The organism is Geomonas anaerohicana, from assembly GCF_016458305.1.
Classification (GTDB): domain Bacteria; phylum Desulfobacterota; class Desulfuromonadia; order Geobacterales; family Geobacteraceae; genus Geomonas; species Geomonas anaerohicana.
In genome coordinates this window covers 34,150-52,300 of sequence record NZ_JAEMHL010000013.1, presented here as the reverse complement: position 1 = coordinate 52,300, position 18,151 = coordinate 34,150, and the positions used below count along the sequence as shown (strand labels likewise).

21 protein-coding genes are annotated in these 18,151 nt (G+C 62.3%); 14 read left to right on the top strand and 7 right to left on the bottom strand.

Annotated elements, in window-relative coordinates; all coding sequences use genetic code 11:
• The first annotated feature begins 63 nt into the window (after positions 1 to 63).
• A complete protein-coding gene (locus tag JFN91_RS18870; protein ID WP_328747585.1) occupies positions 64 to 804 on the top strand; it encodes an HD-GYP domain-containing protein in 741 nt (246 codons plus the stop codon).
• A gap of 4 nt (positions 805 to 808) precedes the next feature.
• Here JFN91_RS18870 and JFN91_RS18865 read toward each other — a convergent pair whose 3' ends face one another.
• A complete protein-coding gene (locus JFN91_RS18865) occupies positions 809 to 1,402 on the bottom strand; it encodes a HEAT repeat domain-containing protein (protein ID WP_236015245.1) in 594 nt (197 codons plus the stop codon).
• A gap of 69 nt (positions 1,403 to 1,471) precedes the next feature.
• On the opposite strand from JFN91_RS18865, the gene JFN91_RS18860 reads away from it, so the two are divergent.
• Together JFN91_RS18860 and JFN91_RS18855 are read left to right on the top strand one after the other, a co-directional pair.
• On the top strand, positions 1,472 to 1,783 hold the full coding sequence (locus tag JFN91_RS18860; RefSeq protein ID WP_199390697.1) for a hypothetical protein: 312 nt from the start codon (positions 1,472 to 1,474) through the stop codon (positions 1,781 to 1,783).
• Between the two features lie 76 nt (positions 1,784 to 1,859).
• The gene (locus JFN91_RS18855) at positions 1,860 to 2,840 is read left to right on the top strand and encodes a beta-ketoacyl-ACP synthase III (RefSeq protein WP_199390696.1); all 981 of its coding nucleotides are present in this window, start codon (positions 1,860 to 1,862) and stop codon (positions 2,838 to 2,840) included.
• 276 nt (positions 2,841 to 3,116) lie between these two features.
• Here JFN91_RS18855 and JFN91_RS18850 read toward each other — a convergent pair whose 3' ends face one another.
• The 4 genes from JFN91_RS18850 to JFN91_RS18840 all read right to left on the bottom strand — a co-directional run bounded on the left by JFN91_RS18850 (position 3,117) and on the right by JFN91_RS18840 (position 6,351).
• A complete protein-coding gene (locus tag JFN91_RS18850) occupies positions 3,117 to 4,166 on the bottom strand; it encodes a class I SAM-dependent methyltransferase (protein ID WP_199390695.1) in 1,050 nt (349 codons plus the stop codon).
• 2 nt (positions 4,167 to 4,168) lie between these two features.
• Positions 4,169 to 5,512 carry an MATE family efflux transporter gene (locus tag JFN91_RS18845; protein WP_199390694.1) on the bottom strand — a complete coding sequence of 448 codons (1,344 nt, stop codon included), beginning with the start codon at positions 5,510 to 5,512 and terminating at the stop codon, positions 4,169 to 4,171.
• A gap of 102 nt (positions 5,513 to 5,614) precedes the next feature.
• Complete coding sequence (locus tag JFN91_RS22320) at positions 5,615 to 5,869, bottom strand: GSU3128 family (seleno)protein (protein ID WP_268898719.1); 255 nt, start codon at positions 5,867 to 5,869, stop codon at positions 5,615 to 5,617.
• A gap of 128 nt (positions 5,870 to 5,997) precedes the next feature.
• Positions 5,998 to 6,351, bottom strand: a complete 354-nt coding sequence (locus JFN91_RS18840; RefSeq protein WP_199390693.1) for a hypothetical protein — start codon at positions 6,349 to 6,351, stop codon at positions 5,998 to 6,000.
• Between the two features lie 244 nt (positions 6,352 to 6,595).
• Here JFN91_RS18840 and JFN91_RS18835 point away from each other — a divergent pair, with 244 nt between their 5' ends.
• Positions 6,596 to 7,927 (top strand): ATP-binding protein, encoded by a 1,332-nt coding sequence (locus tag JFN91_RS18835; protein ID WP_199390692.1) that lies wholly within the window; start codon positions 6,596 to 6,598, stop codon positions 7,925 to 7,927.
• An 83-nt stretch (positions 7,928 to 8,010) separates the two neighbouring features.
• Here the strand turns inward: JFN91_RS18835 and JFN91_RS18830 are convergent, their stop codons facing one another.
• Positions 8,011 to 8,454 (bottom strand): single-stranded DNA-binding protein, encoded by a 444-nt coding sequence (locus JFN91_RS18830; RefSeq protein WP_199390691.1) that lies wholly within the window; start codon positions 8,452 to 8,454, stop codon positions 8,011 to 8,013.
• Positions 8,455 to 8,571: 117 nt separating this feature from the next.
• On the opposite strand from JFN91_RS18830, the gene JFN91_RS18825 reads away from it, so the two are divergent.
• From JFN91_RS18825 to JFN91_RS18780, 10 genes are all read left to right on the top strand, one after another.
• Positions 8,572 to 9,267: a lysophospholipid acyltransferase family protein gene (locus tag JFN91_RS18825; RefSeq protein WP_199390690.1), complete on the top strand. Its 696-nt coding sequence runs from the start codon at positions 8,572 to 8,574 to the stop codon at positions 9,265 to 9,267.
• Positions 9,268 to 9,450, top strand: coding sequence for a hypothetical protein (locus JFN91_RS18820; RefSeq protein WP_199390689.1), 183 nt, complete (start codon positions 9,268 to 9,270; stop codon positions 9,448 to 9,450).
• Positions 9,451 to 9,478: 28 nt separating this feature from the next.
• Complete coding sequence (locus JFN91_RS18815) at positions 9,479 to 9,874, top strand: hypothetical protein (protein ID WP_199390688.1); 396 nt, start codon at positions 9,479 to 9,481, stop codon at positions 9,872 to 9,874.
• A gap of 66 nt (positions 9,875 to 9,940) precedes the next feature.
• Positions 9,941 to 11,617 carry a ribonuclease J gene (locus JFN91_RS18810; protein ID WP_199390687.1) on the top strand — a complete coding sequence of 559 codons (1,677 nt, stop codon included), beginning with the start codon at positions 9,941 to 9,943 and terminating at the stop codon, positions 11,615 to 11,617.
• Between the two features lie 243 nt (positions 11,618 to 11,860).
• Entirely contained in the window at positions 11,861 to 14,188 is a 2,328-nt protein-coding gene (locus tag JFN91_RS18805; protein WP_199390686.1) for a DNA translocase FtsK, read from the top strand.
• A gap of 75 nt (positions 14,189 to 14,263) precedes the next feature.
• A complete protein-coding gene (locus JFN91_RS18800) occupies positions 14,264 to 14,830 on the top strand; it encodes a glycine cleavage system protein R (RefSeq protein WP_199390685.1) in 567 nt (188 codons plus the stop codon).
• A gap of 7 nt (positions 14,831 to 14,837) precedes the next feature.
• A complete protein-coding gene (gene def / locus JFN91_RS18795; RefSeq protein WP_199390684.1) occupies positions 14,838 to 15,344 on the top strand; it encodes a peptide deformylase in 507 nt (168 codons plus the stop codon).
• Between the two features lie 140 nt (positions 15,345 to 15,484).
• Positions 15,485 to 16,201, top strand: a complete 717-nt coding sequence (locus JFN91_RS18790; protein ID WP_199390683.1) for a cytochrome c biogenesis protein — start codon at positions 15,485 to 15,487, stop codon at positions 16,199 to 16,201.
• A 114-nt stretch (positions 16,202 to 16,315) separates the two neighbouring features.
• Entirely contained in the window at positions 16,316 to 16,708 is a 393-nt protein-coding gene (locus JFN91_RS18785) for a GxxExxY protein (protein ID WP_199390682.1), read from the top strand.
• 96 nt (positions 16,709 to 16,804) lie between these two features.
• Positions 16,805 to 17,482 (top strand): cytochrome c biogenesis protein ResB, encoded by a 678-nt coding sequence (locus JFN91_RS18780; RefSeq protein ID WP_199390681.1) that lies wholly within the window; start codon positions 16,805 to 16,807, stop codon positions 17,480 to 17,482.
• 35 nt (positions 17,483 to 17,517) lie between these two features.
• Here JFN91_RS18780 and JFN91_RS18775 read toward each other — a convergent pair whose 3' ends face one another.
• Positions 17,518 to 18,099, bottom strand: a complete 582-nt coding sequence (locus JFN91_RS18775) for a peptidylprolyl isomerase (protein WP_199390680.1) — start codon at positions 18,097 to 18,099, stop codon at positions 17,518 to 17,520.
• Between the last annotated feature and the right edge of the window lie 52 nt (positions 18,100 to 18,151).

The following is an 18,151-nucleotide window of genomic DNA, read 5'->3' as shown; positions in this document are numbered from 1 at the left end:
GATTCCCCGGCTAAGATAAAATCACTGCTTCCTTTTGACGGTTTGCCCGAACCAGGAGGCCCGGTGGCCACTGCTGACAACAAAAGAGCAAAGTCACTCTCTTCCAGTGAAATGAGCCGGTTGTCCACGCTCTGCAGCGACGCCGTCGGCGTGCTGCGGGAGATTTTTCAGGAGATCGGCAACGGCATGATCCCGGCTGCCGAGCCTCTCATGGACCGGGTGCGCGCCCTGGCGCGGGCCGCGCTCAAGGATCCGGCTTCCTTGCTGCAGTTGGATCCGACCCGCGACGATGACGGCTACACCTTCCGGCACAGCGTCAGTGTCGGCCTGCTGGCCCTGGCACTGGCGGCGTCGCTTGGGCATGAAGCCGAACAGGTGGCGCAGTGCGGCCTGGCTGGTTTTCTCCACGACATCGGCAAGACCAGGGTCGCTCTCTGTATCTTGGATAAGCCGGGGAAGCTGTCCGGTGATGAGGTGCTGGAGATGCAGAAGCACCCGGAGTACGGTGCCGAGATCGTGCGCGGGATGGCAGGAGTGCCGGCCAGCGTGGTCGAGGCGGTGCTCGCGCACCACGTGCGCTTCGACCGGACCGGTTACCCGGAATCGGCGCGCACCCTCTGCCTGGGGGTGCCGTGCGCCGTGGTCGCGGTGGCGGACTTTTACAATGCAACGACCACGCTGCGGACTTACCAGCGCCCGATGCTGCGGGACGAGGCGGTCGAGGCGCTCAGACGGGCGCGCGGCACCGTGCTGGACGGCCACATAGTGGAAGGGTTTCTTGAGCTTACCGACGGGGGAGCTTGAAGGATCAGGGGAGCTGCGCCAGGGCCGTGGCGGCGGCAGCGCGGGTCTTGTCGAAGGGCGAGGTAAGGAGTTTGATCACGGCATCGGAGGGGGAGCTTCCCCCGATGCGGCCCAGGGCGAGGGCGGCTTCGGCATCGAGGATGCCGTCGTTGGCTTGGAGGAACGGGGCGAGTTTGGGGGCCAGTGAGGGGTTGCGGTAGCGTGACACGGCCTCGATGGCCAGGGCCCGCACGGTGACGGCAGGATCCTGCAGCTTTTCCAGCAGCGTGGGGAGCGCGTCGGGGCGGGCCAGTTCTCCCAGGACCTTGACCGCCGCGCAGCGGATGTCCTCTTCGGGTCTCCCCGCGCAGTAGTAGAGGATCGGCAGCACCCTGTCGTCGCCGATCCGCCCCAGCGCGTAGATGGCGGCCACCTTGGTGGCGCGGTCGCCCCGCTTCAGGCGATCGAAGACCTCTTCGAGGCTCTCCGCAGCCTCCAGGGCCTCCAGGGCGGTCGAGGCCGCCAGACGCACCTCAGCGTCCGGATCCTTCAAAAGCGGAATGATGGCGTCGCGCCTTTTGATGCGTTCGGCTTGGTCCATAGCGATGATAACTAACAAAATTCGGCCCGTCGCACAACACAATTTAATCAATCGCCGCCCAGCAGTGGGCGTGACAAGGAGATATGGATGTCGAACAGGATCAAATGCATCGCACTTTCCGCCCTGGTGCTCCCCGGGCTGGGGCAACTGTACCGGGGGAGCCGTGTCAAGGGAGGCGTAATGCTCCTGCTCGACAACGTTTTCCTGCTGGGCGGGCTCTTTATCGGGCTTAGGAGCGCCGGGAAACTGATGGTGGCCGGCAAGCAGGGACTCACCCCGGAACAGGTGCTGGCAGCGATCCAGATGGATTCCCCTTACGTAAAATGGCTTTTGGGCGGATTCATGATCGTGTGGGCCTACGGCGTCGTTGATGCCGCGTTTTTCAAAGGAGATAATTGACAAACGCTATTTTATTGTGAGATAAGGGTAGCGTTTCCCGGCCGTCCAAGCGGGAAGCAAGGGAGGCGCTCTCTACATGATACGTGCGGAAATCCTGGGGACCGGCGGCTACGTGCCGGCGCGGGTCGTCCCCAATGCTCACTTCGACTACCTGGTGGATGACGCGGACCAGTGGATCCACTCCCGGACCGGCATCCGGGAACGGCGCTTTGCCGCAGCGGAGGAAGCGACCTCCGATCTCGCCACCAGCGCCGCCCTACTCGCCCTTGAAAATGCCGACGTCGACCCCCTCGAACTCGACTGCATCATCGTCGCCACTTCCACCCCCGACATGATCCTTCCCGCCACCGCCTGCATGGTGCAGAAGAACATCGGCGCCGCCAAGGCGTTCGCCTTCGACATGAACGCGGTCTGCAGCAGCTTCATCTATGGCATGGAAGTCGCGGACAACCTGATCCGCTCCGGAAAGTACCGCAAGGTGCTCCTGATCGGTGCCGATACCTATTCCAAGATCCTCGATATGGACGACAAGACCACCGCGCCGCTGTTCGGTGACGGTGCCGGGGCAGTGATCCTGGGGGCGGGGCTGTCGGGAAAGGGGATCCAGCATTCGGTGATGCAAAGCGACGGCAACGGCTGGGAGCTGATCCAAGTCCCTTCTTCCGGATCGAGGAAGCCGGTCAGCGCCGAGAGCATCGCGGCCAAGGAAAACACCTTCAGGATGGCGGGCAAAAGCGTGTTCTCCTTCGCCACCGACGTCATTCCGCGCATCATCACCGACCTTTCCGAGCGAGGTGGTGTCAAGCCTGAGGAGATCGACCACATCATCCCGCACCAGGCCAACGTGCGCATCATCGACTTCATCTCCAAGAAGACCGGGATACCGAAGGAGAAGTTTTTGCTCAACCTGGACCGTTACGGCAACACCGCCGCCGGATCCGTGGGGCTCGCCCTGGACGAGAACCGGAGAAACGGCGTGATCAAGCCGGGGGAACTGGTGCTGATGATGGGGTTCGGCGGCGGGCTTTCCTGGGGAGGCGTGCTGTTCAGGGCTTAGCAAAAGGTTAAGGCTGAGGTTAAGGTTGAGAAAAAGCTGAATTTGCAAAAGGGGACGGGCCTGTCGGCACCGTCCCCTTTTTTTGTCCTCCACACCACCTGTCCATCCCCTCTCACTCTGGGAGAGGGGGACGCTGCGGCGAAACCTCAATGCTGATCCTATTTGATCTCGTTCCCAAGGTCCACCTTGGGAACGCAAAGCTGGAGCTTTGCACACTATGGGGTTCCCAAGCTGGAGCTTGGGAACCAGGAAAATGTCGGGCTCCCTTTCCCTTTCTTAAGGCTTTATCGCAGCGATCCCCTCCGGAACCTCAATCGGTGTGAGACCCTCGGCGCGCAGGCTGGCGATGAGCGCCTCCCGCGGGACGCGCAGGCGCCAGCCGGCATGGAAGCGGTCGGCGGCCAGCAACAGCCCGCCGGGGGCGAGCCGAGCGGACAGCCCGGAAAAGGCGGCCGCCAGTTGCGCCGGCTCGTGTAGCATTGGCCCGCCCAGCAGTCCGTTGCAAAGCACCAAGTGGTACGGCTCCCGCTCCGGTACGTCGTCGACCCGGTCCAGGTAGAACTCCAGGGAGGGCGCGCCTTTCGCGCCTAAGAGCTGTTGGATCCGGTCACGGTACTCGCGCTCACGCTCGGGATCGTGCGGGAAGTGGAGATGGGCGGCGGCGAAAAGCTCGATCGGCTCCAGCGTCGAACCGTGCACCACGCTTTTAGCGCCAAGCCCCGCGTCCACTACGAGCTGCGCTACCTGGTAGGTTCCCTCGCCGCTACCGCAGGCGGCATCGAGGATCCGGATTGCGGTCGCGCATTGCTTCGCCTGCCCGCCAAGCCACACGGCCAGCCACCGGTACTGCTCGCGATAGCGGTCGAAACCGCCGCCGAAGTGTTGGGGCAGCATCAGGGCGAACAGGAACGCCGCGCGCGCGTCATCGTCCTCGGCAATCAGGCGCAGCACCGGAGCAGGATCGGCAGTCGTCAGCCGCGGCGAGAGTTTGTGGAGCAGGTCGAGCCAGCTTGCCGAACTGTATAGGTAGCTCCCGGGGAGAAGAGGATCGAAGCGGCAACCCCGGCGCAGGATCAGCTCGAACAGGGCGCGGGGGCGGGCCAGGGGGAAGAGGGCCTCGGTCAGCCCCCGCATTTCGTTGCTGAGAGCGAGGCCGGGCGCCCACAAGGGGAGGGGATAGCTGGCGGCGTAGCTGGCGAACTCCGCTGCGAGCCGCTCGATGCGTCGTTCCAGCGCGGCGTCAAGCAGCGCACCGGTGACCAGGAGCAGTGACAGCCGTTCACGGATCTCGCGCGCGTCGATGGTCGGGACGAAGGAAAGCTGCATGGTCAGATGATGACCTGGTGCAGGTCGCGACGCTGGTAGCGCCACCAGAAGGCGCCGGCCCGGAAGAACCAGTCGAGGAGGAAGACACTCCAGACGGCGTAAAGGGAGAGCTGCAGCGGCACCGCGGCGATGTAGGAGAGGAGCACCCGGATGCCCCACATGGACACCAGGGTAACCAGGAAGACGTAGTGGGTGTCACCGGTGCCGCGCAGGCTCCCGGCATAGACGAAGGAGAGGGCGAGCGGCACCTGGGCGAAGGCGACCAGCCGGAGGAAGACGCTCCCCTTTTCGATGACGTCCGGGTCGTGGGTGAACAGGGCGATCAGGTGGTGCGGCAGGAAGAAGAAGAGCAGGGCCATGCAGCCCATGACCAGCACCGCCAGCCGGAGCGCCTCGGTGTGGCTCATGTGGGCGCGTCGGAGTTTCCTGGCGCCTATGGACTGCCCCATCAGGGTCGCTGCCGCGATCCCCATCCCCGCGCCCGGCATGAAGGAGAGCGATTCGATGGAAAGGCCGATCTGGTGCGCGGCGTACGCGGCGGTGCCGAAACCGATGATGAACTTCGAGTAGAAGAGCTGGCCCGACTGCTGGGCGACGCGCTCCAGCGCCACCGGGTAGCCGATGTCGATCACCTTCTTCAACAGGGCCAGGTCGGGGCGGCCGATCTTCAGGTATCCCTTCCTGAGCGCCTGGATCAGCAGATAGCTGAAGCCGGCGGCTTCGGAGATGTTGATGGCGTAGGCGGCGCCGAGTACGCCGTAGCGCGGGAAGCCCAGGTAGCCGTAGATCAGGGGGTAGGCAATGGCGACGTGCAGGACGTTCACCAGCAGGATCCCCTCCATCGGGGTGCGGGTGTTGCCGGTCCCCTGCATGATGGCGGAGAGGATGTTGAGGCCGGCGGTGAAGCCGAAGTAGAGGAATACGAGGCGGATGTAGTCCGAGGCGTAGGCGAGCACATCGGGCTGCGCCCCCAGAAAAACGGCGATATTCCTCCCGAAGCCGATGCCGAGCAGGGTGGCCGCCACCGCGAGGACGGCGCAGAAAAGGAGCGAGGCGAAGGCGGTCCTGCGGGCTTCCAGTCGGCGTCCTGCGCCCCAGAGGTGGGCGATAACCACGTTGGCGCCGGTGGAGAAGCCCCAGAATACTGTCATGGTGACGAAGATGAGGAGCTGCCCCAGGCCGGTGGCGGCGATGGCCGCGGCGCCCAGCCCCCCCACCATGAAGATGTCCACGATGGAGACCAGGCGCTGGAACAGCGAGGAAAGGAGCACCGGCATGGACAATGCCGCCACGTTGCGCCGGATCGAGACCCGTTTGGTCGATTTGTTGAGAGTGAGACGTTTCAAGATGGGGAAAACCTTACGGCGAACAGGGATGAAGGGGATAAGAGGGATAGTGCGAGGCAACAACCCGCCGTATCCCCTGCATCCCCTTCATCCCTGTTGGCACTACAGCTCTTTTAAAATGTCTTCCTGGCTGCGTACGAAGTTCTTGGCCCGTCCCGACGGCGCGATGATGCCGTAGGCCAGGGCCTCGTTCAGTTCCGCTTCGGTGGCGCCTGCTTCCTTCGCGACCGCGAAGTGCTTCTTGAGTCAGTCGGGACAACCGACGGCCACGGCGCAGGCGACACGGATCAGTTCCCGGTACTTGACCTCGAGGACTTCCTCATACTCGAAATCCAGGATCTTCTTACGGATTTTCATGGTCCACCTCCTTGCAGGTGAGCTGTCTGACGAGCGTCTACATAACTAGCACAAACGCGCGCCTCTGGAAACCTTAACCTGCGGTGGGTGGCGGGGGAGGGGGTGGCGCCCCGAAGGGGCGCCGGTTGCTATTCGGTGATGGGATCGGGGTGCGGGGAGCCGGTCAGCTTCCTGACGGCGAGGGTCATGCCGCGCACCTTGGTCTCGAACTCGCCGTAGGCACGGGCAATCTCGCCTTCGGCGCTGGCCACGAGGGCATTAAGTTTCCGCTCGGCTGCCTCGAGTTCCCTGCGGTACAGGTCCAGCTGCTCATCGACGTCCATCAGCATGTTCTCCAGCTTCCAGCGCCGGTTGGCTGGGGTCAGCGAGTAGTCGTTGAGGATGGCGGTGATGTCATCCTCGGTGTCGCGCAAAAGCGCCTCCGCTTCCCTTCTCTTTTTGATCGCCTGCCGCGTCTTCTCCAATGAAATGATCTTGGCCATGCCTGTTCCTGCTCATGAATGTTGCGGTTTGTTCAGCAAACCATCACATCATATTTGATTTGCGCGGATCGTGTAAATACCTAAAAGAGAGAGGAAATTTTCATCTGTGCCGGCGCGCAGCCTGGCAGGAGGCGACAGAAGAGTCGAGCAGAATTCTCCTGGCGCAGGAGCGGTGTCGCTTGAAACCTGAGAAAATCCTGATACTTTTCCAGCTGTGCTGTGGGCCATTATCCCGGATGAGCAAATGACAGATTACAACTTCAGTGACATCTCGACCCACGTGGCCGATCCCACCCGACTTGCGGCGCTGCGCGCCGTGGCCCTGCTCGATACACCCGCCGAAGAAGCCTTCGATCGCCTGACCCGGCTGGCGACCCAGTTCGTCGATGCCCCGGTCTCGCTGGTCACCCTGGTGGACGCGGACCGGCAGTTCTTCAAGAGCTGCCTCGGCCTACCCGAGCCGTGGCAATCCCGGCGCGAAACGCCGCTCAGCCACTCCTTCTGCCAGTACAACCGGATCGCGAAGCAGCCGCTGCTCATCGAGGACGCCCGGCTACACCCGTTCTTCAAGGACAACCCCGCCATCAAGGACCTGCACGTGATCGCGTACCTGGGCATCCCGCTCGCCACCGTCGACGGCTACATACTCGGCTCGTTCTGTGTCATCGATTGCAAGCCCAGGAAGTGGACCCAGGCGCAGGTAGCGATGATCGAGGATCTGGCGGCTTCGGTCATGACCGAGATCCAGCTTCGCTCCGAGATCCGCACCAGGACAGTGGCCGAGAAGAGGATGCAGGAAAAACATGAGGAGTTGTGCCGGGCCCATCGGGATTTGAAGCGGGAAACCGAGGAGCGTCTGAGCACCGCAGAGCAGTTGCGGCAGATGGACCAGATGCTGATCCAGCAGGGGCGCTTGGCGGCCATGGGGGAAATGATCAGCAACATCGCCCACCAGTGGCGCCAGCCGCTCAACGTGCTTGCCCTGCTGGCCCAGGACCTCCCCATGACCTATCGCCTGGGTGAACTCGACGAGGGGTATCTCGACGACAAGGTGCGCAGGATGATGGAAGCCATCACCCAGATGTCGCGCACCATCGACAATTTCAGGAACTTCTTCAGCCCGGGGCAGGAGAAGATTCGCTTCCGGGTGCTGGATACGGTGCAAAAGACGGTCTCCCTGGTCGACACCAGCCTGCGCGAACTCAACATCGACATAGCCGTTTCCGCCCTTGCCGACCCAATGATCGACGGTTATCCCAGCGATTATTCCCAGGTTCTGCTGAACATACTGATCAACGCGAGGGACGTGTTCGTCGCCAGGAAGATAGAAGGCCCGACCATCCGGATTGAGGTTCGTGAAGAGGACGGACGCTCCGTGGTGACCCTTTTGGATAACGCGGGCGGAATACCGACGGAAATTGCCGACAAGATCTTCGATCCCTACTTCACCACCAAGGGGCCCCAGGCGACGGGGATCGGGCTCTACATGGCCAAGATGATCATAGAGAGGAACATGGGAGGCTCCCTGACCGCGGCGAACGTCGACGGCGGCGCGAGGTTTCGGGTGCAGGTCTGAGTCACAGCCGCCGCGACCACACGATAAAAAAAGCCGCAACCATCTCTGGTTGCGGCTTTTTTGTTTGTTCCTGTTTCGTTTGGTTAGAACGGGATCTCGTCGTCCGGGTTGAAGACCGGCTCCTCGTAACCGCCGCCCTGGTTGTAATCCTGCTGGGGACGACCGCCGCCACCCTGGCGCTGGCCGCCGCCTTCACCCTTGGCGGAGAGCATCTGCATCTTCTCGCCTACGATCTCGGTGGTGTAGCGGTCCTTGCCGTCCTTATCGGTCCACTTGCGGGTCTGCAGACGTCCTTCGATATATACGGTCTTCCCCTTGGAAAGGTACTCGCCGGCGATCTCGGCCAGACGCGCCCAGAGGGTGATGTTGTGCCATTCGGTCTTGTCTTCCCAGTTGCCGTCCTTGCCCTTGATGCGGTCGGTGGTGGCCAGGGAGAAGGAAGCTACGGCGGTACCGCCGGCGGTGTAGCGCACCTCGGGGTCCTTGCCCAGGTTGCCTATGAGCATCACCTTGTTGAGACTTGCCATGGGGGTTCTCCTTTGTTCGTGTCACGTTTTGAATTCCGGGAAGTGTATAGAAATCGGGGTCTCATGGCAAGCGATATTGTTTGACTCTCATCGGAAAAAAAAGTAACGTAACCGGTCATGCTGAGAGCTCGTATCTACCTTCTTTTCTTCGTTCCGTACACGTTGTTATGCAGCCTCGCCGCCGTCTTCGGTGGTCTTTTCGACGCCTCCGGCAGGGCGGGTCACGCCGTCGCCAGGGTCTGGGGCATCGGCTCGCTCTGGGCCGCCCAGATCAGACTGCAGGTGGAGGGGCTGGAACAGGTCCCGACCGAGGGGCCGGTCATCTACATGGGGAACCACCAGGGCAACTTCGACATCCTGGCCCTGAGCCGTGCCATCCCGCGCCTGTTCTCCTGGGTCGCCAAGGAGGAGCTGTTCCGGGTGCCGGTCTTCGGCGCGGCCATGCGTCGCGCGGGCTACATCCCGCTTGATCGCAGCGACGGCAGGAAGGCGCTCAGGAGCATGAACCAGGCCGCCCAGCGCATCGCCGCAGGCGCCAGCGTGGTGATCTTCCCGGAAGGAACCCGCACCAAGGACGGCGCGCTGCTCCCCTTCAAACGTGGGGCCTTCATGCTGGCGGCCCGTGCCGGCGTTCCCATCGTCCCGTTCACCATTAACGGCAGCCGCGCGATCAACCCGCGCAACCGCATCGAGTTGCGTCCGGGGACCATCAGGATCACCTTTGGCGCGCCCATCGACGTCGCGGGGGTCCCGGAGGCGGAACTCCTGGAGCGGGTCCGTGCAGCGATAGCAGCAAACCTGGAGGTTAGTTAGATGGTCATGGTTTACCTGGCGCTGGCCCTTGGCGGGGTCGGTCTGATCGCGTGGGGGCTTCCCGCCGCGCACCGGCTGCGCTCGCCGCTCAACGTGGTTGCGGCCGCGACAGTCCTCCTGGGTGTGGTGCTCGCCCTGCTGGGCACGCTGCTCGTCGTCGCTCCCAATTTCTTCCAGGGGTAACTCTGAAGGCACAGGAAACAGAAAAAGCATGGAAAAGGTCAAAACCATAGCGGTAAATGTCGCAGCGATCGCACTGATTTCCGTCGCCCTGTTTTGGGGCAATGCGCTGTACCGGCAGTACGTGCAGTTCGAAAAAGGTGAAAAGGCGACCGCCTCCGGCGACTACCCTGCGGCGGTGGCCGGTTACGAGGCCGCCATCCACATGTACACCCCGGGCAGCTCCATCGTCCCCCGCAGCGCACAGAAACTGTGGGACCTCGGGCAGATGGCGGAAGCGAACCACGATACGGCGCGTGCGTTGATCGCCTACCGCGCCCTGAGAAGCTCGTTCTACGCCGTGGCCGGCATCTACTCCCCCGGACAGGAGTGGATCCAGCGCTGCGACGCCCGTATTGCAGCACTGGTGGCGCAGCAGGGACGGTAGCGCCACCGAAAATCAAAGGGGGACAGGCACCTGCGGAGCCAGTCCCCGCAACCGCAAAGGATTATCTTGGAAGAAAGCAGCATCGAAAATACCGGGCTGAAGTTCGTGGCCCTGGGCGGATTGGGCGAGATCGGCCTCAACATGGCCGCCTTCGAGTACGGCGACGACATCGTCATCGTCGACTGCGGCCTGATGTTCCCGGAGCCGTACATGCTGGGCATCGACGTGGTCATCCCCGACATCGGCTACCTCGTGGAACGCGCCGACCGGATCCGCGCCATCCTGCTCACCCACGGACACGAGGATCACATCGGCGCGCTCCCCTACGTGCTGCGCGACATCAATCCCCCCATCTACGGCACCGCCCTCACCCTGGGCTTCGTCAAGGAAAAGCTGAAGGAGTTCGAACTCGACCAGAAGGTCGACCTGCGCGTGGTGAAACCGAGGGACGTGGTGGAACTGGGCGACTTCATCGTCGAGTTCATCCGCGTCGCCCACTCCACGGTGGACGGCTGCGCCCTGGCCCTCACCTGCCCCGAGGGTGTGGTGATCCACACCGGCGACTTCAAGCTCGACCAGACCCCGGTGGACGGCGAGCTCACCGACCTCCCCACCTTCGCCCGCTATGGCCAGGCGGGGGTGCTGGCGCTCTTCGCCGACTCCACCAACATTGAGCGCGAAGGGTACACCCTTTCTGAACGGGTGGTAGGCGAGGCGTTCGACGAGATCTTCCCCAACTGTCCCGGCAGGGTCATCGTCGCCGCCTTCTCCAGCAACATACATCGCGTCCAGCAGGTGGTGCATGCGGCGCAGAAGAGCGGCAGGAAGGTGCTCCTGAACGGCCGCTCCATGATCGCCAACGTGCAGATCGCCCGCGAGCTCGGCTACCTCACCATACCCGATGATCTCCTCATGGATCTGAAGGAGCTCCCCAGGCTCCCCAAGGAGCAGGTCTGCATGATCACCACCGGGAGCCAGGGTGAGCCGAGAAGCTCGCTGATCCGCATCGCCATGGACGACCACAAGCAGATCAAGCTCGAGCGCGGCGATACCGTCATCCTCTCGTCCCGGTTCATCCCGGGCAACGAGAAGACCATCTCCGACCTGATGAACCACCTGTACCGGCGCGGCGCCGAGGTGATTCACGAAAAGGTCTCCGAGGTGCACGTCTCCGGTCACGCCAGCCAGGAAGAGCTGAAGCTTTTGCACAACCTGGTCCAGCCCCGCTTCTTCGTCCCGGTGCACGGCGAGTACCGCCACCTGGTGAAGCACGCCCAGCTGGCCCAAAGGGTCGGCACCCCGGAGGAGCGCTGCATCCTCGCCGTCAACGGCGACGTGGTGCTCTTCTCCGGCGACGAGGCGGTCATCGTGGACCATGTCAACACCGGCCGGGTCTTCGTGGACGGCAAAGGGGTCGGCGACGTCGGCAACGTGGTTCTGAAGGATCGGAAGCACCTGTCCGAGGACGGCATGGTGGTGGTCATCGTCGGCATCAACCAGGTGAGCGGCGAGATCATCTATGGCCCCGACATCGTGACGCGCGGGTTCATCTTCGAGGACGAGAGCCAGCAGTACCTGGACGAAGCGAAGAAGGTGGTGCTTGACACGCTGGCTCTGGTGAGCACCGAGGCGATGACCGACTGGAACGAGGTGAAGCTGGAGGTGCGCCGGGTGCTGCGCCGCTTCTTCAACAAGACCATCGAGCGCCGGCCGGTGATACTGCCGCTGGTTTTGGAGATGTAACCCGAGATTTCACCTCGACTGTAGGGGCGAATAATTATTAGCCCGTTTCTTCTCGTTCCCAAGCTCCTGCTTGGGAATGCAAAGCAACGGGAAGCTTCGCTTCCCAAACCAAAGCTGGAGCTTTCGGCCGCAGCCCGTTCCCAAGCAGGAGCTTGGGAACGAGGGAAAATCTCTAAGGCTTCCGGGAGCCCCCCTCCCCAACCCTCCCCCTCCGGGGGCGGGAGCACAGAACACGGACAAGGCATGACGACTGAAGAGAAGATCGAAAAAAAGGAAAAGGTGACCAAGGAAGTGAAGGGGATGGCCTTCGGCGTGGCCGGGATCTTCCTGTTCATCGCACTCGCCTCCTTCCACGGCGAGGACCTCTCCTTCAACAGCGTCTCCACCTTCGCCCAGACCAAGAACCTGGGCGGGCGCTTCGGCGCGCAGCTGGCCGACCTGTTCCTGCAGCTCTTCGGCCTGGCCGCCTACATCTTTCCCTGCACCCTGTTCTACCTGACCTACCGCGCCTTCAGCTCTGACGAGATCCGGTGGCGCCGCTACAAGCTGGTCGGCTTCGGCCTGCTGGTGCTCTCCATCTCGGGGATATTCGCCTTCAACCTGCAGTTCACCGAGTTCCTCGGGCAGCGCGTCCCGACTGGCGGCTTCGTAGGCTACCAGAGCGCGGAACTCCTGAAGCGCGCTTTCGGCAAGATCGGCGCGCTCCTGATCCTGCTCCCGATGCTGGCCGCGAGCGCCATGCTCCTGTCCCGCTTCTCCTTCGTCCTGTTCGCCAACTGGTGGCTGACCGCGCTCAAGGAAAGCTGGGAGAAGAGCAAGCAGCGCCGCGCCCTGCAGCGCGAACTCGCCTCGGAGAAGGGGGAGAAGGAAGAGAAACCCCGGCAGCACGCGGCCCCGGTGATCAAGCCGGCCGTGGTGCCGCCGCCGGTCCCCGCGCCGGTGGCCAAGAAGGAAAAGAAAAAGGACGACAAGAAGACCGCCCCGGTCCAGGAGGCCTTCGACTTCATCAAGGCCGAAGGGGACTTCAAGACCCCGCCGCTGTCCCTGCTCGACCCGATTCCCGAGGGCGCCAAGCGCCAGGACAAAGAAACGCTGACCATGAACGCGCGGCTCATGGAGAAAAAGCTCAAGGACTTCGGCGTGGAAGGGGAGGTGGTGGAAATCTGCCCCGGCCCGGTCATCACCATGTACGAGTTCTCCCCGGGGCCCGGCATCAAGGTAAGCCGCATCGCCGGTCTGCAGGACGACCTGACCATGGCGCTGCAGGCGCACTCGATCCGCATCGTGGCGCCGATTCCGGGCAAAGGTGTGGTGGGCATCGAACTCCCCAACCGCGACCGCGAGATGGTCTCCTTGCGTGAGATCTTCGCCACGGAGCAGTTCCACCGCGGCAAGATGAAACTCCCGATGGCGCTGGGCAAGGACATCGCCGGCAACCCGCTGGTGACCGACCTGGCCAAGATGCCGCACCTGCTGGTCGCCGGCGCCACCGGTTCCGGTAAGTCGGTCGCCATCAACACCATGATCCTGTCGCTCCTGTACACCTCGACGCCCACCGACGTCAGGGTGATCATGGTCGACCCGAAGATGCTGGAACTCTCGGTCTACGAGGGGATCCCGCACCTCTTGCTCCCGGTCGTCACCAACCCCAAGAAGGCGGCGCTCGCGCTCAAGTGGGCGGTCGAGGAGATGGGGCGGCGCTACCGGCTCATGTCGGACAAGGGGGTTAGGAACATCGACTCCTACAACCGTGAGCTGGAGCGGGAAGAAAAGGAAAAGGCCGAGAACCTGGCCCGCGAGACCGTGGTGGTCGACGAGATCATCGAGGATGTTGAGGAGATCGAGGATCCGGATGACATGGAGGCGCGCGAGGCGGCCATCCAGGCCTTCCTCGCCAAGGAAGAGCAACTGGAGCACGGCCACCTTCCCTACATCGTAGTCATCGTCGACGAGCTTGCCGACCTGATGATGGTGGCCGGTCGCGAGATCGAGGAATCGATTGCCCGCCTGGCCCAGATGGCGCGTGCAGCGGGCATCCACCTGATCCTCGCCACCCAGCGCCCGTCGGTCGACGTCATCACCGGTCTGATCAAGGCGAACTTCCCGGCCAGGATCTCTTTCCAGGTCTCCTCGAAGATCGACTCCCGCACCATCCTGGACGGCAACGGCGCGGAATCGCTGCTGGGCATGGGCGACATGCTCTTCCTGCCGCCGGGAACCTCGAAGATGCTGCGCGCCCACGGCGCCTTCGTCTCCGACTCCGAGGTGCAGCGCGTGGTCGAGTTCCTGAAGAAGCAGGGGAAACCGGTCTACGAGAAGTCCATCCTGGAGATGAAGGCTTCCGATGAGAAGGGAGGCGGCGACGAGGAGGAAGAGGTGGACGAGCGCTACGACGACGCCCTGGCCCTGGTCGCCGAGGCGAAGATGGCCTCCATCTCCATGATCCAGCGTCGCCTGAGGATCGGCTACAACCGTGCCGCCCGCATCATCGAGAAGATGGAGCAGGAAGGGGTCATCGGCCCCTCCGACGGCACCAGCAAGCCAAGAGAAGTTTTTATCAACAAGATTTAGTCGTTAAGGGGACTGGCTCCGCAGGTGCCTGTCCCCCTTACTTCCCATTACCACGGACCTTTAGAAGGAGGCCCAATGAACCTTTGTCGCAAGCCTAACCTGGCTCATTTCGCCGTCACCATCATCGGCAAGGACCGCACCGGCATCGTTGCGGACACCTCCGAGGTGCTCTACAAGCTCGGCTGCAACGTCGAGGACTCGAGCTGCACCATGCTCGGTGGCGAGTTCGCCATGATCCTGATCGTCTCCCACGAGAAGCCCTTCTCCAAGAAGAAGCTGGAAGACGAGTTTACCGCCAAGACTGCCGGCACCGGGCTTTCCGCCTTCGTCCGGACCCTGAAGGACGACGAGGTCTGCTACCAGGGGCCGGAAGGGGAACTGTGCCTGATCTCGGTGTACGGTTCCGACAAGCCGGGCATCGTCTACCGCGTCACCCGCGAACTCGCCGACCGTGGCGTCAGCATCGCCGACCTCAACACCAAGCTGATCGGCAAGCCGAGCGAGCCGGTGTACGTGCTGGTGCTAGAGGCCGCGCTGCCCCAGGGACTTTCGGTGGAGGATGTCACCGCCCTGCTGGAAAAACTGAAAAAGGAGCTGAGTGTGGAGATTTCGGTGCGACTCATTACGCCGGTCTCCCTCTGATTTCTATATGGCAGTCAAACCGATAGTCGTCTATCCCGACCCGATATTGAAGCAGGTTTGCGCCCCGGTGCAGGCCATCGACGATGAGATAAAAGAGCTGATCGAAGACCTGGTGGACACCATGCACGCCGGCCCCGGTTCCGTCGGTGTTGCCGCGCCCCAGATCGGCGTCTCCCGGCGCGTCTGCGTCATCGACGTCTCGAAGAACCGTCACGGCAAGGAGAACAACCATGGCCTCTTGCTGATGATCAACCCGGAGATCCTTGCCAAGAGTGGCGGCGCCGTGATGCGCGAGGGTTGCATGAGCGTGCCGGACTACACCGGCGACGTCGAGCGTGCCACCGAGCTCACCCTGCGTTTCACCGAGCCTGACGGCAACGTGCGCGAGTTCGATGCATCCGGCTTCGAGGCCGTGGCCATCCAGCACGAGATGGACCACCTGGACGGTTTCCTGTTCCTGGACCGCATCGCCTCGCTCAAGACCGGCCTGTTCAGGCGCAAGAGTTACAAATAGTTTCCACCACGGATCACACTCCTCCCCCCGGAGGGGGGAGGTTGTGAGGGGGGGAAGCTTAAAAGAGACGCTGCGCGCCCCCTCCCTGACCCTCCCCCTCCGGGGGAGGGAACGTTAACAGCCAAAGCTCCTGGATCGTCATGAAACCTCTTCTCATCACTTCCGCGCTGCTTTACGTCGCCTCCATCCGCCGGCCGATTTTCGTGGCGGCACTCGGCTGCAGCCTGGCCTATCTCGCCTCGCGCGGCATGGGGCTGGGACGGCTCCCCCTGATCGGCCCCCAGGACACCCTGGCCTTCTTCTCGGGCTCGCTCGGTCTCATGGGGCTCCCCTTCATCTACAGCCGCCAGACCCGGGGCATCCGCTGGTTCTGCTGGGGGTGCGGCGCGCTCGCCGGCCTCTTCGCCGCCCTGGCGCTTCCCTTCCCGACCATCAACATGCCGCTGCCGCCCATCCTCGACACCTACTGGTTCGAGCTGCACGTGGCGCTGGCCTTCTTCGCCTACGGCCTCTTCGGCATCGCGGCGCTCTTGGGTGTGGCCTTCCTGCAGGGCGGGGGGAAGCCGGCGCTCGATCTGCAGTACCGCGCGGCGCTGGTCGGCTACAGCTTCTTCTCGCTCTCCATGGTCTCCGGGGGCATCTGGGGCTACTACGCCTGGGGCACCTACTGGCTCTGGACGGCGAAGGAACTCTGGACCTCCATCCTGTGGATCTTCTACTCGCTCTACCTGCACCTGCGCCTCAAGGGCCAGGCCTGGGAGCGCGGCTTCGCCTGGCTCGGCATCGTCGGCTTCCTGGTGACGCTCTTCACCTACCTGGGCGTCAGCATGCTCATGCGGAGCTCGCACAGCTTCTAGAGGCAAAGTCAACGGCGTCGCACACGGATTATACGGAGTGGACTGATTAGAGCGGATTAAAATCGGATCCCGTACGGTAGAATCTTTTCAATTTCTCGGGCATGGGAGGTTGAAATGATTCATGAAGAGACAACGGACAGGATACTGAAGGGGTTTTTCAAGGTTTATAACACTTTGGGTTTTGGATTTCTGGAGAAGGTGTACGAAAACGCTCTGGTAATCGAGCTGGCTAAGTTGGGGCTTGAGGTTAACCAGCAACCGAAAATTCCAGTCTATTACGACGGCTTGCTCGTAGGAGAGTATTTCGCCGATGTCGTTGTCCAAGACGTTGTCATCCTCGAGTTAAAAGCTGCAGAAGCATTACGTGACGAGCATTACGCTCAACTGACGAATTATCTTAAAGCGTCGGATAAGGAACTGGGGTTGCTCCTGAACTTCGGTAAAAAACCGCAGTTCAAGAGAATAATTTTCTCGAATGATGTAAAGCAGGCTTTGCGCAAAGGCTAATTCTAATGCGGTGTTCATCTATAAGATTTATCCGCAGTTATTGCCTTGGTTTCCGCGAAATCCGTGTGCGATGCATTTGATTTATGGAGCGTAAAAGTGCTGAAAGCCATCTACTCTCGACTAACCTCCCTCAACCTTGGCCTCTGGCTCATGACCGGGGTCATGGTCACCCTTGCCCTGGGCTCCTTCTCCAGCGCCAGCTCGGAGCAGGGCGGGCTCAACGACATGCCGCTCCTCTTCTGGCTGCAGCGCGCGCCTCTGGGTTACTCCTGGTGGCTCTGGCTCTGCGTCGCCTGTATCGTGGTCCTCTTCGTCAATGCGCTCGTCTGCTCCATCGACGCCCTGCGCCGCAAAGGGCGCAGCGTGGCGCCGCACCTGATGCACGCGGGCTTCCTGCTCATCGTCCTGGCGCACCTGCTTTCCGCCTACGGCGGCTTCAAACAGCAGATGCAGTTGCCGCAGGGCGACTCCTTCGGCTTCCCGGACGGCGAGCGGGTCGTGGTGGAGAAAATCACGGGGCAGGTGGGTCCCATGGGGATGATGAGCGGCTACCGCGCTGAACTCAGGCTTTCGGACGGCCTGCACGCGGTACAGCCCAACCAGCCGCTCTTCCACAAGGGATACGGCATCTACGTCAAGGACGTGGCGCTCAGCCCGGTGCCGGTGGCGCTCTTCGAGGTGCACAAGGAGCCCGGTGCGTTGACCGCGTTCATAGGGGCGTTGATTTTTACGGTAGGGAACCTGATGCTGCTGGCGCAGCGCAAGGGGAGATAAAAGGAAAGGGGCACCTCGCGGCGCCCCTTTTTGCATTACTTGAGGACTTTGACGCTCTTGATGATCATCGGCGTCTGCGGTACGTCCGGCATGCCGTTGGCACCTTTGCCGGTCTTGGTGGCCGCGATCTTGTCGACCACGTCCATCCCCTCCAGCACCTTGCCGAAGACGGCGTAGCCGTAGCCCATCTGGCCACCGCCCGGCCTGTGGTTCAGGAAGTCGTTGTTCACGGTGTTGATGAAGAACTGCGCGGTGGCGGAGTCGACCACCATGGTGCGGGCCATGGCGATGGTGCCGCGCTCGTTTTTCAGCCCGTTGGCAGCTTCGTTCTTGATCGGGGCCTTGGTCGCCTTCGGATTGAGGTCCTGGCCGAAGCCGCCACCCTGGATCATGAAGTTGGGGATGACGCGGTGGAAGATGGTCCCGTTGTAGAAACCGCTGTTGGCATAGTCGAGGAAGTTTTTGACCGAGATGGGCGCTTTCTCCTGGTTCAGCTCGACCTTGATGTTGCCCTGGTTGGTCTCGATCAGCACCACCGGGTTCTTCGTCTCGGCAGCGATGGCGCCGCCCGCCAGGAAGAGCCCCAGGATCAGAGCGCAGATGAATCTTTTCAACATGTTTTCGTACCTCCTCTGGGATTGGTAATCGTTGCCTTCTTATAAGCCAATC